The sequence below is a fragment of the Phytoactinopolyspora halotolerans genome, assembly GCF_010550675.1.
In the GTDB taxonomy this organism is placed as follows: domain Bacteria; phylum Actinomycetota; class Actinomycetes; order Jiangellales; family Jiangellaceae; genus Phytoactinopolyspora; species Phytoactinopolyspora halotolerans.
Genome location: NZ_JAAGOA010000002.1, coordinates 107,832 through 119,974 on the forward strand (window position 1 = coordinate 107,832; position 12,143 = coordinate 119,974).

The window sequence follows — 12,143 nt, forward strand, 5'->3', positions numbered from 1 at the left end:
CCTACGACATGCGTTGTGGTCGCGGTAGCAGCCGCAATGTCGTTCGCTGAAGCGATTTGTACGCGAAGGGTAAGGTAAGCCTTAGCTCTGTGTAAGGTGGCCAGATGAGCGAGAACCCGTTCGCGCCCGACGTCATTGAAGCGGTCGCGCGGCACATGAACGAGGACCACGACGACGATTCGCTGCTGATCGTGCGGTCTTTGGGCGGCGTTCCCGACGCGACGGAAGCCGTCGTCGCGTATTTGGACGGTGATGGCGTGGATTTCACCGTCACCGTCGGCGGTGAGGAGCGAACGGTCCGAGTGTCGTGGAGCCAGCGGTTGTCCGAGCGGCCGCAGATCCGGCAGGAGTTCGTCCGGATGTATCGCGAGGCCGCAGAGGCCCAGGGCACGACGCCAAGGGCGGCGGCCGAACACTGATTGACTCCGGGCGGATCAGAAGGGGCATCGCTGCCCTGCACGGCACAGAGTGGCCGTCCAGGTGGTCATAAAGTGTCCGTTACGATGGTCATAAAGTGTCCGTTACAACGGTCACTTTATGGCCGTTGGCGGTCACCGACGACGGACTCGTTCTGGCTCCTATCGAGGCGGTGTGGCAGGTTGTCTGATGCCGGCGGAGCTCGTCCGTACATATGGCGGGGCCGCCGACACGTCGTTGTCACCGTTCGTACCGCATGTCACCACACGTATCGCGAAGAGCCGGATTCGGCCCGCAACGCGGTACGTACGGTGACATGCATTACGTACGGTGACATGCGGCACGCACGGTGACGTGCGGGACGAGAATCGGCATGCGGACCGACGGCGGATCCGAGACGATGGTGATGTGTCCGGACGCGGCCCTGTCAGCGATGTGAAGACTGACGGACGCGCTGCCGAGCCGCGGGCGGTGGGCGTGCGGCGGGACTTCGCCGACATACCTGATCGAGTCAAAGCCTGGGCCGAGATCGCGTTGGGCGGCGCCGTGGCGGAAGCGGCCGGCCAGCGCGGGGGGATGTCGCCGGGGTGCGCCGCGCGGCTGACGACCGTCGGCGGCCGGAGAGCCTTCGTCAAGGCCGTGGGCTCCGAGCTGAACCCGGACACACCGAATCTGTTCCGCAAGGAGATCGCGCTGCTCAGTAGGCTGCCGTCCGTGCCGTACCGGCCGGAACCAATAGCGACGTACGACGACGGCGACTGGGTAGCGCTCATGCTCGAAGACGTCAAAGGGCGGCACCCGGACCTGTCCGATCGGGCGGACGCCGACGCCGTCTGGGCAACCGTGCTCGAACAAGTCGACGAGCTTACCCCCGCGCCGGACGGGCTGACGCTCCCCACGATGGCCGAGACGGCTCAGCGATGGCTCGCCCGCTGGGCGGACGTGGTGGAGCAGCCGGGCCACTTCCTCCCGGACTCGGCGGTGTCGCGGGTCGACGAGCTTCATGAGCGCACGCGTTCGTTGCCGCGACGGCTGCACGTGAGCCCGGCACCGGGCGAGGAACAGGGGACGACCTCGCGGCAACCGGCGACCCTGTGCCACTGCGATCTCCGTGACGACAACCTGCTGATCCGTCCCGATAACACGGTGGCGATTCTGGACTGGGGCATGGCCCGGCTCGGTCCGGCCTGGGCTGATCCGTTCTTCCTTGCGCTGTCCTGGGCCGACTCACCCGAGTTCGATGTGCGCATGGCTGACGTCGGTGCCGATGAGGACGCCGTCACCGACCTTCTGCTGCTCTTCGCTGTCGCGCAGGGCTGGCGTGCGCAGCAGCCCGCCCCACCCGGACTGCCGACGCTGCCGGAGTTCTGCCGTTCGGAAGCGGAACGCATGTTCGCCGGAGTCGCTCGCCGTCTCTAGCGTCGGTCTGCACGGGCGATCACGTCAACGGGACGAACGGCAGCTCCGGCGTCACGGTGCCGGGGCAGATGCGTGGGCGCGGAGGGTGAAGCGGTCGGGCGGTGAGCCGTCGCCGGTGATCATCGACGTGACCAGTTCGCCGATATACGCGCCGAACTTCGCCCCATGGCCGGAGCAGGGCGAGCACACCACCAAGGGCCCCACGGTATCGATGACGAAGTCCTCCGTCGGCGTCCGCGTGTAGAGGCAGGACAGCTTCAGAAATGGTTCGGGGGACAGCCCCGGCAGGAACTCGTCGACGTAGCGGACCAGCCGCTCGACGGATGCGGGATCGACCTGGGCGTCCCGACCCTCCGCGGTGGTGACCGTGCCGTGACCGTGCTCGCCGACCTTGACCGCGCGCGGCGCCGCCCGTCCGGCCGGCAGGGCGAAGACACCGATGCCCTCCAGATCCGTGCGGGCGAGGTCGCGGTGGACGATGACCGGCCAGTCCTCGGCCGGCTCCCGTTGCCGGAAATGCATCACCTGCTGCTGCGTCACGGTCAGTGCCGGGGCGGACTTGCCCAGCAGCCGGGCCAGCCAGGGCTGGTTCCATGGCCCGGCGGCCAGGACGACCCGCCTGGTACGCAGCGGCACACGTTCATCGCCGATGATGACCTGCACGACGACGTGGTCCCCGCCCGGCGCCACCATCGTCGCCTTGGCGGACGTGTGCACGTCGACGCCGTCCGAGGACGCCCGGGCCAGGGCCGATACCACGGCGAGGTCAGCGTCCAGGACCCCGGCGTCGGGATGGTAGAGCGCGTCCGTGGTGAACCTCATCTGCGGCCAGCGCTTGCCGGCCTCCTCAGCACTGAGCAGCTCATGCGGCACGGACGCGTCGGACAGCCATTGGGCGAGGCGGTGCGGCTCGCGGTCAGGGCCATGGTCGACCGCTCCGGTGAAACGTCGTAGAACGACGCCGGTGTCATCCTCGAGCCGTTGCCAGCTGTCCGCCGCGTGGGCGGTGAGCTCGACGTAGAAGGGATCCGGATAGACACGGCGGAAGATCCGTGACGTGCCGTGGGAAGAGCCGTGGGGGTGGCCCGGCTCGAACTGGTCCAGGACAGCCGTGCGCAGCCCGCGGCGCCCGGCCGCCCAGGCAGTACATGCGCCCATCAGACCGGCGCCTATCACCACGAGATCGTAGACGCCATCGACCTTGCTCCCGGCAGGTTCGGTGAGCACGGCATCCTGTGCGGTGCCGACGTCCTCCCCGCCGTCCTGCGCGCGTGCCGAAGAAGAGAGGTGTGGTTCCGTCACCCCGCCGACCTTATCGACCGTCGGCGCGTCGTGGTATCTGACCCGTGACCCGAGTTCCTGACATGGGTGTCGGCCCTGGGACAGCCCCTGCTGCGATCCCGTGCTGCGATACTGCCGGTGATGGAACTGAACAGAGAATATGAATGGCGTGGTCGCCGGGTCCGTTGGACGGCGACGGGAGACGGGCCACCGGTGGTGTTCTGTCATGGCACACCGTGGTCGTCATGGCTGTGGCAGCCGTTCGCGCAGGCGTTGGCATCGGAGTTCACCGTCTACCTGTGGGACATGCCCGGGTACGGGGCGTCGTCGAAGGACGCCGACCACCGGGTGTCCCTGGACGTGCAGGGCGAGCTTCTCGCTGACCTGCTCTCGCACTGGGAGCTGGATCGCCCGCACGTGGTGGCGCACGACTACGGCGGTGCGGTCTCGCTCCGCGCGCACCTCCTGCACGGCGCCCGATACGCGTCGCTGGCCCTGGTCGACGTGGTGGCGCTCGCGCCGTGGGGCTCCGAATTCTTCCGGCTGGTACGGGACAACGCCAACGTTTTCGGCGCGTTGCCTCCGGCGGTGCACGACGGCGCGCTCCGGGCGTACATCGCGGGCGCGAGCCATCGAGGTGCAGCCGACGAGCAACTCGAAGCGTTGGCCGCGCCGTGGCGAGGACCGGAAGGCCAAGCGGCGTTCTACCGGCAGATCGCGCAGGCGGACCAGGCCTACACGGACGAAGTCGAGCCTCGGTACCCGTCGCTGGACGTCCCTGTTCTGGTGGCGTGGGGTACCGAAGACACCTGGATCCCGGTGGACCGGGCACACAGACTCGCCGAGCTGATCCCCGGCGCCCAGCTGGAGCTGATCGACCACGCGGGACATCTCATACAGCTCGACGCACCGATCCAGCTGGCCACCGTGCTGCACCGCTGGCTCACCCGGAATGCGCGGCAACCCCCCGAATGACTCGGCCGGCACTTCCTGAGTTCACGTAACGCTTGGAGTCGGTAAACGGGGCCGCAAGCGCTACCTGAACTCAAGAAGCCCGCAGACCTGATGGCCGCGGTCGAGGGCATGCCCGTGACGCCGCTGACCCGAAGCCGTGATCAGCCCCCGAGTGCTCGTTCGTCGAGTATCGCGGTCGAGTGGGTGTCCTGAAAGCCCCGCACACCTTCGATGCCCTGCTCACGACCGAAGCCGGACTGCTTCATGCCGCCGAACGGCGCGCGCAGGTCGAGGCGGGCGGCGCCGTGGTCGTTGATCCAGACATAACCCGCAGCGATACGCGTGGCGAGGTCTTCGGCGCGAGCCTGGTCAGTGCTCCAGACCGACGCGCACAACCCGGCCCAGGTGTCGTTGGCCCGTTGGACGGCGTCGTCGTCCGTATCGAACGGGAGGATCGGGATGACGGGGCCGAACTGTTCCTGCGTGACCACGCGCAGGTCGGAGCGGGGATCGACGACGAGCGCGGGCCGGACGTAGTTCCCGGCCGCGAACTCGTCACCCGTCGGGAGCCGGCCGAATTCGCGGACGTCCGCGCCGGCGCCGCGAGCTTCCTCGACCAGGTCCTGGACGAATGCCTTCTGTGCGGGTGAGTGCAGTGGCCCCATGGTCGTGTCCTGGTCGAGTCCGTAGCCGATGACGGTGTTCTCCAACCGTGCGGCCAGCCCGTCGACCACCTCGGGCATCCGGGTGCGGTGGACGTAGACCCGTTTGGTGTTCATGCAGATCTGACCGGTGGTGTCGAAGATCGAGGCGAACAGCCGGTCCAGGTGTGTGTCGTCCAGCGCGGCGTCGTCCAGAATGACGGCCGGGTCATTTCCGCCCAGCTCGAGGGTCACCCGGGTCAGGGTCTTCGCGGCCATCTCCATGATCTTCTTGCCGCCGGCCACGGAACCGGTGAAACATACCTTGGCGACGTCGGTGTTCTGGATCAACCCGCTCATGTTCTCGTCGCGGCCGGTGACGACGTTGAGCACGCCCGGCGGCAGCGTCTCCGCCACCCGCTGCACGACGCGGGCGGTGGCCAGCGGCGCCGTGGGCGGCGGCTTGACGATCGCGGTGTTCCCGGCCAGCAGCGCGTGTGGCAGGGATGCGCCGAGGATCGCGATGGGCCAGTTGAACGGCACGATGACGGTCACCACGCCGAGTGGCTGGTACCGCACCCGGGTGGTCACCGGTATCCCGGGGGCCGGATCCAGCACCTTTCCGGTGTCGACCTGATCGGCGAGGGCCAGTGCCAGCTGCCATCGGATCTGGAACACCAGCGCATCCACCCACGCCTCGGACACGATCTTCCCGTTCTCCTGAGAGAGGATCACGGCGTCGGTGTCCCGGTCCTCCTCGATCCCTTCGATCGCCCGGGCCATCGCCTGTGCCCGCTCCGACGCCGACAACCCGGACCAGGCCGGGAAGGCCCGCCTGGCCGACGCTACCGCGTCCGCGACGTCCGTCGGCGACGCCGACGCCGCGTACCCGACGACGGCGCCCGGCCTGCCCGGATCCGCGACGGCGAGGGTATCCGCGGTCTCCCGTGCTTGACCTCCGATGTATAAACCGGTCTTTACCTGCGAGGACGCGTCAACGGTCACGGTGGTCCGCCTCTCTATGTCTGGGGTGCGAGGGCCAGCTGGCGCCTCGCGAGGTCGCGACGCAGCTCAGGGGTGCGCCACGACAGAGTGGTCCGGGGGTGGGAGCGGAGCGCGTCGACGGTGGCCTCCGCAATCGAACGAACATCGCCGACCAGGATGACGTCGACAGGCGCGTAGTCGCCGAACACGTCGGCGTTCTGGTCGATCCGGACCACCGTCGCTTCCGCCGAGAGCGGCGCGCCGTGGCGGAGCGTCCGCGCGTCGTGCGACATACCCCAGCCGACGACGAGATCGGCGGTGCGGATCAGATCATCGGCCAAGCGCGCGGAGGAACCGCCCGAGACGTCGATCGACCACGGCTCGCCGTCGAACAGGTCCCGGGCGGCAGCGGACGTCGCGAGCAGGGAACCGCTGAAGGCCGCCAGCTGGATGAGGGCATTTCGCGTTCCCGTCGGCCGTGCGTCTCGCCCGGCGATGAAGACCGGACGCCGCGCGACGCGGAGCAGTTCGGCCAGCCGCGGTACGGCGCCGGGGGCCGGCCCTGCCACCCGCATGTCCGGCTCTTCGGTCCGGCTCATCCGCAGATGAGGTCGTCGGCGGTGGGGGCGGCCTCGACGATGTCGAACTGCTCCATGAATCCCATCTGCTCGTCGATCGCCTGCTCGTCGAGCTCGGACGTGTACACCGGGAGCCGCATCCGCTCGGCGACCGCGGGGTCTATCTCCGTGTAGCTGGGGATGATCGAGCGGACCGCGTCCTCGTTCTCCCGTGCGTAGTCCAGCGAGCGGTTCATCGCTCGGGTGAAACGTTCGACGACGTCGCCGTTCTCCGCGATGAACTGCTCGCTCGCCGCATAGGACCCGTTGGGATATTCCGGAGCGAGTTCGGACTGCGGCGCATAGACCACTTCGCCGCCCTGGTCGAGGACGGTGGTGACGAACGGCTCGGAGGTGTAACCGGCATCGATGCGGCCCTCCGCGACCGCGGCCGGAACCTCCGGGAACGGAACCTCGATGAACTCGACGGAGTTCGGGTCCACGCCGTCCGCGTCCAGCGCCGCCTTGATCAGTACCTCGGCGACCCCGCCGAGCGCGTTGATGCCCAGGGTCGCGCCGGCGAGGTCCTGCGGCGATTCGATGCCGTTGTCGGCGCCGGCCACCAGGACCTGCCAGTCGTCCTCCGGCGTGGTGCCGGTCGCATCGCTGGCCGTGACGACGCAGACGGGTACGTTCTGGCTCAGCGCCACGCCGGCGGAGATGTAGCCGACGAATCCGAAGTCGTAGTCGCCCGAGACCAGGCCGGTGATGATCTCGTTGCCGCCCTGCAGGACCGTGGGTTCGATCTCCAGGCCTTCTTCTTCGAAGAAGCCCTCCTCCATGCCCAGGTACATCGGCGCGGCGTTCGCGATCGGCAGGGTGCCGACGTCGACGGTGATCTGATCCCCGCCGTCACCGGTGGCGTCGGCGGAATCGTCGCCGCAACCGGCGGCGGCGAAGACTGTGACCGCGACCGCCGCTGCCATGCCGCTGACGGGGCGGACACGGCCGGGGATGCGCTGGTGTCTCATCTGTTCTCCTTGTCGAGTCGGTGTCGGCTCGGTTCGCTCAGACGGATGCTGTGGCCGCGTGTTCGGGGCGTTTGATCGATCGCCAGACGTAGGCCCGCAGATGAGCGAATTCGGGCTGTTCTTTGGTCTCGACCTGGTCCCGTGGCCGGGCCAGGGGGACGTCGACGATCTCGGCGACGCGGGTGGGCGCTGGGGTGAGCACCACGACGCGGTCGCTGAGATAGACCGCCTCGTCGATGTCGTGCGTGACGAACAGGATGGTGATGCCGTAGCGATCGCGCAGGTCCAGAACGAGGTCTTCGAGATCGGCGCGAGTCTGGGCGTCTACGGAGGCGAACGGTTCGTCCATGAGCAGGATCTCCGGCTGGTAGGCGAGCGCGCGGGCGATCGCCACGCGCTGCTGCATGCCCCCGGAGAGCTGCCACGGATACTTCGCCCCCGCCTCCCCGAGGCCGACCGAGCGCAGCGTGTCCTGGATCAGTTCCCGGGTGGCGGCCTTGCCCAGCTTGCGACGCCGCAACGGGAACGCGATGTTGTCCTGGACCGTCATCCAGGGATAGAGCGAGCGGGAATAGTCCTGGAAGACCAGCGCCATCTTCTCCGGCGGACCGATCACTTCCTCATCGTCGAGATAGACCGCGCCGGAGGTCTGCGGCAACAATCCGGCCACGCACTTGAGCAGCGTCGTCTTTCCGGCACCGGACGGCCCGACGATGGATACGAACTCGTGTTCAGCGACGGTGACGCTCAGGTCGGCGACGGCCTCGAAGGGCCGCCTGGTGCCCTCACCGTAGACCTTCCTGAGGTGTTCCACGCGCAACATGCTGATGACCCTCCAGGGTTAGACGGAGCCGGCGCGGACGCCGCGGTGCCACTTGAGTACCTGACGTTCGACCAGCAGGAAGAGACCGTTGAGGGCGTAGCCGAGGATCGCGAGCAGCAGGATGCCCGACCACATCTCCGTGATCGCGTAGGTGCGCTGCGACTGCAGGACGAAGTAGCCGATCCCGTTGGTGCTCGCGACCATCTCCGAGACGACCATCATGATCACGGCCAGCGCCAGGCTCACTCGTGCGCCGGCGAAGATCTGCGGCGCGGCCGATGGCAGGACCACCCGGAACAACCGATCGCGCCGCCGGATGTGGAAGCTGCGGGCCGTCTCCCGCAGCGTGGGGTCCACACCGTCCACACCGTCGATGGTGTTCAACAGAACCGGCCAGAAACAGACGAACGCGATCAGCGCGACCTTCATCGTCGAGTTCACGCCGAGAACGAGAATCCCGGCGGGGATGAGTACGGGCGGCGGGATGGCGCGCAGGAACTGAACCACCGGGTCGACCATCCGGCGGAGCAGGTGCGAAGAGCCGAGTGCGACGCCGATGACGACGGCGGCGACGACGGCGATGGCATACCCGGTGAGTAGCCGAGCGAGGCTGGGCACGACGTCGGAACCGACCCGGGTGAACAGCCATGTCTCCTGAAAGGTGCGGAAGATGTCGAGCAAGGGCGGGAAGTAGAACGATGAGCCGTCCCTCGACAGCACCGCCCAGAGCACCAGGACGGCGATGGGGACGGCGATCTCCAATCCCACGCCGAGGATCCGGAGAGGTCGACGTGGCGCCCTCATCGCGTACCCGTCCGTTGTGAGGGGTGCCAGTGCAACAGCCGACGTTCCAGCATCGTCATGAGGATGTTGAGCCCCCATCCGATCAAGCCGGTCGCGATGATCAGGCCGTACATGAGTTCCACGGCGCCGCTCTGCCGGGCGATGTTGATCTGTTGGCCCAGCCCGGGGTTTCCGAGGACGAGCTCCGCGGTCACGGCGAGGATCAGCGCCACCGCAGAGGAGATCCGTACACCGGTGGCGATGTAGGGCAGGGCACTGGGCAACGTCACCCGGAGCAGCCGCCGCGGGGCGCTGACGCCGAACGAGCGAGCCGTCTCCATCGCCACCGGGTCCACGTCTCTGACGCCGTAGACCGTTTGCAGCAGGATCGGCCACGTCGCCGCGAACGTGGCCAGGAAGATCTTGCTCTCCAGGCCTGCGCCGAACAACAGCACGGCCAACGGGATGAGCGCCACCGAGGGCACCGGCCGGAGGAACTCCACGATCGAGCGGGTGGCCATGAACAGCAGGTACAGCGAACCGATGAGGATTCCGCAAGGCAGTGCGATAGCCATGGCCAGACCGAGACCGAGCGCCCATCCTTGCAGGGTCTGTCCGATGGGTGACCAGATGCTGCCGTCCGCGACCTGCCCGGCGAGCGACCTCAACATAGCCGAGGCCGGCGGTAAGAACCGGGCGTCGACGAGGCCGGACCGGGGGACGACCTCGAACAGCACGACGGCTGTCGCGATGCCCACGGCGGGAGCAGTTCGGTCGAGCATGCTGCGCACGGAGATTCGGATACCGGCGCGCTGGCGGAGCTGAGCTTCAGACATCTTCTTCGGTGTCAGACTCTCTGGTGACGGGGTGCAGCCAGGGTAGGCAGCCGACGATGATCGTCACGTCATGCGAATGACTACTCGCGTGCAGTCATCGGTCCCATGGCGACCGCGACGGATGACGTAGAAGCGGTCCTCGCGACGCGCGACGGATCGTCCGCATCCGGCGGCGATGAGCGAGGCGGGATGCTGCGCCTAGGAGTGGCCGCCGTTCAGGATGCCCAGGGCGGTGAAGCTGTTGCGCGCGAAGTCACCGAGATCGAGCGTGGCGAACTCATCGGGGTGAAACCAGCCGACGTCGACGGTCTCGTCGTGGTCCGGGCGGGGTGAGCCGCCGACGATGCGCGCCTCGTACACCAGGCTGACGTAGGCGGTCTGATCGCCGTTGGGGTAGGTGATCCGGAACTGCGGCCCACCGACCGCGCCCATGATCCGGATGAGTTCGACCGTCACGCCGGCCTCTTCCTCAGCTTCGCGTATCGCCGCGGTCTCTGGCGCCTCATCGACTTCGACGGAACCGCCGATCGTGGCCCACTTTCCGGTGTCCGCCTGCTTCACCAGGAGGATGCGGCCGTCGTCGGCGTGCGGAAGAACGGCCACGGACGGCAGCAGGAGCAGGTCATGGCCGATGGACTGACGCAGATGCCGGATGTAGGGCGAGACGGGCACGGACCGATTCTCGCAGAATGGGTCGGATGAGGTACGGGGGCACGATCGCGGCCGCTACCCGCCGGCCGGCGGCACCCGGCGCTGAAGATCGGTGTGGAGCAGTCGCAGCAGCTTGCTGAGCTCTTCGCGCTGTTCCGTGCCGAGGGCACTGAGCAGTGTCTCCTCGTGGTGCAGCAGGTCGTCGACGGTGCGTTCGATCAGGTCATGACCGCGCGGCGTCAGCCCGACGACCACGCCGCGCCCGTCGTCGTCGCTCTTCCGGCGCGTGACCAAATCCTGGCCCTCCGCGCGGCGCACCCGTTGTGAGATGGCGCCGGATGTGACCGCGCAGCGCCGCGCGATCTCCTGTACGGGCAGGGCGTACGGTGCGCCTGCCCGTCGCAATGTGGCCAGCAGGTCCCGGGTGGCGGTGTCCATGCCGAGCCTGGCCATGGTGCGACGACGATCGTCGTCGAGCAGTTTGGCGATCCGCCAGATGCGGGTGATGACCCCGATCGAACCGACCGGGGTGTCGGGTCGCTCGCGCAGCCATGCGTCCTGAATGTCGTCGACGTCATCGTGGAGATGGTCCATGGGTGATAGTTTAGGCCTCACGTATATCGTTTAGTGCTAAAGGAGTTTTCGGATGCGGCAGGTTGTGGTCACCGGCGGCGGAACCGGCATCGGACGGGCGGCGGCCGCGTGGTTCGCTGCCCGCGGTGATGCCGTGACCATCGTGGGGCGGCGAAAGGACGTCCTCGATCAGGCGGCGGCCGGTACCGGCGCCACCGCCGTGGTTTGCGATCTCACCTCTCCGGACGAGATCGAGTCGGCTCTGCCGCATTTTCCCGACCGGGTCGACGTGCTGGTGAACAACGCAGGCGGCAACACTGACCTGAGCGTCCCCGCCGGTGGCGGCGGAGACGGCTCGCAGTTGAGCCACGTGGCCCAGCGCTGGCGAGCCAACTTCGACGCGAACGTCCTGACCGCGGTGCTCATGACCACGGCGCTGGACAGCCGGCTGAACGATGGGGCGCGGGTGATCACCATCGGCTCGATCGCGGCGAAGACCGGCGCCACGTCCTACGGAGCGGCCAAGGCGGCGCTGGAAGGCTGGAACGTCAGCCTGGCGACGAGTCTCGGGCCGCGCGGCATCACCGCCAACGTGGTGTCGCCGGGGCTGACGATGGACACCGAGTTCTTCCAGGGCAAGCTATCGGACGAGCGGTATGAGCGCCTCGTCGCGGCGACGCGGACCGGTCGCCCCGGGAGTCCGGACGATATCGTCGCCGCCATCGGCTTTCTGGCCTCGACGGAGGCAGGGCACGTGACCTCGCAAGTCATACACGTCAACGGAGGCGCCTACTCAGGCCACTGACCGGGCGTGCCCGGACCTGTCAACAACCAGGAGTGCGTTCCTTCTCGGTCATCGCGTCCGCCATACTGAGATCTTTGATGACGACAGGTGAGGCGAGATGACCGAGAACCCACGGCGGCGAGATCTCGAACAGCTTCAACAGCGCGTATCCAACCGGATCGACGATCTGAAAGAGGCGCTCGACGGGCCGCGCACGATCATGGAGGACGGCGACGCGTGGACCGGGTCACGCGCGGACATCTTCGGTGAGGACCTGGGTTACCGGCGCACGGATCTGCAAGGTGCCGCGACCACACTCAGTGATGACATCGACAGCGCCGTGCAGGCCGAGCCTGAGACTCTTCCTGAGGACGAGTGAGGGGATCGTGCGGCATGAGTTGCACATCGA

Annotated in this window: 14 protein-coding genes; 5 read left to right on the forward strand and 9 right to left on the reverse strand. The window is 67.7% G+C overall.

Translation table 11 applies throughout. The features are described from left to right. The first annotated feature begins 104 nt into the window (after window positions 1-104). Together G1H10_RS02810 and G1H10_RS02815 are read left to right on the forward strand one after the other, a co-directional pair. A complete protein-coding gene (locus G1H10_RS02810) occupies window positions 105-419 on the forward strand; it encodes a DUF2470 domain-containing protein (protein ID WP_163732394.1) in 315 nt (104 codons plus the stop codon). A gap of 433 nt (window positions 420-852) precedes the next feature. Further along, complete coding sequence (locus G1H10_RS02815; RefSeq protein WP_163732396.1) at window positions 853-1,836, forward strand: phosphotransferase family protein; 984 nt, start codon at window positions 853-855, stop codon at window positions 1,834-1,836. A 51-nt stretch (window positions 1,837-1,887) separates the two neighbouring features. Here the strand turns inward: G1H10_RS02815 and G1H10_RS02820 are convergent, their stop codons facing one another. Then, window positions 1,888-3,138, reverse strand: a complete 1,251-nt coding sequence (locus G1H10_RS02820; RefSeq protein ID WP_163732399.1) for an FAD-dependent oxidoreductase — start codon at window positions 3,136-3,138, stop codon at window positions 1,888-1,890. 120 nt (window positions 3,139-3,258) lie between these two features. On the opposite strand from G1H10_RS02820, the gene G1H10_RS02825 reads away from it, so the two are divergent. Then, entirely contained in the window at window positions 3,259-4,092 is an 834-nt protein-coding gene (locus G1H10_RS02825; protein WP_163732402.1) for an alpha/beta fold hydrolase, read from the forward strand. A gap of 140 nt (window positions 4,093-4,232) precedes the next feature. On the opposite strand, the gene G1H10_RS02830 is transcribed toward G1H10_RS02825, so the two are convergent. From G1H10_RS02830 to G1H10_RS02865, 8 genes are all read right to left on the reverse strand, one after another. Next, complete coding sequence (locus G1H10_RS02830; RefSeq protein ID WP_163732404.1) at window positions 4,233-5,717, reverse strand: aldehyde dehydrogenase family protein; 1,485 nt, start codon at window positions 5,715-5,717, stop codon at window positions 4,233-4,235. Window positions 5,718-5,731: 14 nt separating this feature from the next. Beyond that, window positions 5,732-6,295 carry a hypothetical protein gene (locus G1H10_RS02835; RefSeq protein WP_163732407.1) on the reverse strand — a complete coding sequence of 188 codons (564 nt, stop codon included), beginning with the start codon at window positions 6,293-6,295 and terminating at the stop codon, window positions 5,732-5,734. Continuing rightward, entirely contained in the window at window positions 6,292-7,284 is a 993-nt protein-coding gene (locus G1H10_RS02840) for an ABC transporter substrate-binding protein (protein WP_163732408.1), read from the reverse strand. The genes G1H10_RS02835 and G1H10_RS02840 overlap by 4 nt, the downstream gene beginning before the upstream one ends. Window positions 7,285-7,321: 37 nt before the next feature. Further along, the gene (locus G1H10_RS02845) at window positions 7,322-8,107 is read right to left on the reverse strand and encodes an ABC transporter ATP-binding protein (protein WP_163732411.1); all 786 of its coding nucleotides are present in this window, start codon (window positions 8,105-8,107) and stop codon (window positions 7,322-7,324) included. 18 nt (window positions 8,108-8,125) lie between these two features. After that, on the reverse strand, window positions 8,126-8,911 hold the full coding sequence (locus G1H10_RS02850) for an ABC transporter permease (protein WP_163732413.1): 786 nt from the start codon (window positions 8,909-8,911) through the stop codon (window positions 8,126-8,128). Then, entirely contained in the window at window positions 8,908-9,726 is an 819-nt protein-coding gene (locus G1H10_RS02855; RefSeq protein WP_216852841.1) for an ABC transporter permease, read from the reverse strand. The genes G1H10_RS02850 and G1H10_RS02855 overlap by 4 nt, the downstream gene beginning before the upstream one ends. 198 nt (window positions 9,727-9,924) lie before the next feature. Next, window positions 9,925-10,398, reverse strand: coding sequence for an NUDIX domain-containing protein (locus tag G1H10_RS02860; protein WP_163732416.1), 474 nt, complete (start codon window positions 10,396-10,398; stop codon window positions 9,925-9,927). A 54-nt stretch (window positions 10,399-10,452) separates the two neighbouring features. Beyond that, entirely contained in the window at window positions 10,453-10,971 is a 519-nt protein-coding gene (locus G1H10_RS02865) for a MarR family winged helix-turn-helix transcriptional regulator (RefSeq protein WP_163732418.1), read from the reverse strand. A 52-nt stretch (window positions 10,972-11,023) separates the two neighbouring features. On the opposite strand from G1H10_RS02865, the gene G1H10_RS02870 reads away from it, so the two are divergent. After that, window positions 11,024-11,755, forward strand: coding sequence for an SDR family NAD(P)-dependent oxidoreductase (locus G1H10_RS02870; RefSeq protein ID WP_163732421.1), 732 nt, complete (start codon window positions 11,024-11,026; stop codon window positions 11,753-11,755). A gap of 97 nt (window positions 11,756-11,852) precedes the next feature. Continuing rightward, entirely contained in the window at window positions 11,853-12,113 is a 261-nt protein-coding gene (locus G1H10_RS02875) for a hypothetical protein (RefSeq protein WP_163732424.1), read from the forward strand. The last annotated feature ends 30 nt before the right edge of the window (window positions 12,114-12,143 follow it).